The organism is Bradyrhizobium sp. Kon58 (assembly GCF_055807455.1).
On sequence record NZ_JBVVOT010000122.1, the window covers coordinates 1 to 530 of the forward strand.

Annotated in this window: 1 protein-coding gene; it reads right to left on the reverse strand. The window is 68.9% G+C overall.

Features of this window, described 5'->3' with window-relative positions; all coding sequences use genetic code 11:
• Nucleotides 1–530: Ig-like domain-containing protein (locus AC0L20_RS39745; protein ID WP_473295627.1), on the reverse strand; the 530-nt coding region annotated here is incomplete at both ends.

Genomic DNA, 530 nt, shown 5'->3' on the forward strand with positions numbered 1-530 from the left:
GCGACCGCAGGCGCCGTCGTATCCAGCGTGAAGCTCAGCGAAGCCGAGCCGGTATTGCCGAAGCTATCGGTCTGGCTTGCCACGATGGTGTGCAATCCGTCCGCCAGCCCGCTCGGCGTGAACGACCAGGCGCCTTGCGCATCGGTCGTCACCGTGGTGGTGCTGGCGACGCCGTCGATGGTGAAGTGCACCACCGTGCTGGCAAGCCCGGTGCCGCTCAGCGCCGGGCTCGTGGTGAGGTGGTCGGTCGCCGAGGAGCCGGTGTCCGAGACCAGGGCCTCGGTCACCGCCGGACCGGTGGTGCTGACCGTATAGACCACCGCGCTGCTGGTCGCGGTGTTGCCGGCCGCATCGCTGACCTGGGCCGTCAGCGAGTTGCTGCCGTTGTTCAGTGTGACCGTGGCGCTCCAGCTGCCGTTGCCCTGCACCACCGCGGTGCCGATCGTGGCCGTGCCATCAAGGATGGTGACGGTCGCGCCGGCATCGGCCACGTCGACCGTGCCGGTGATGGTCTGGCTTGCCTGGTTGGT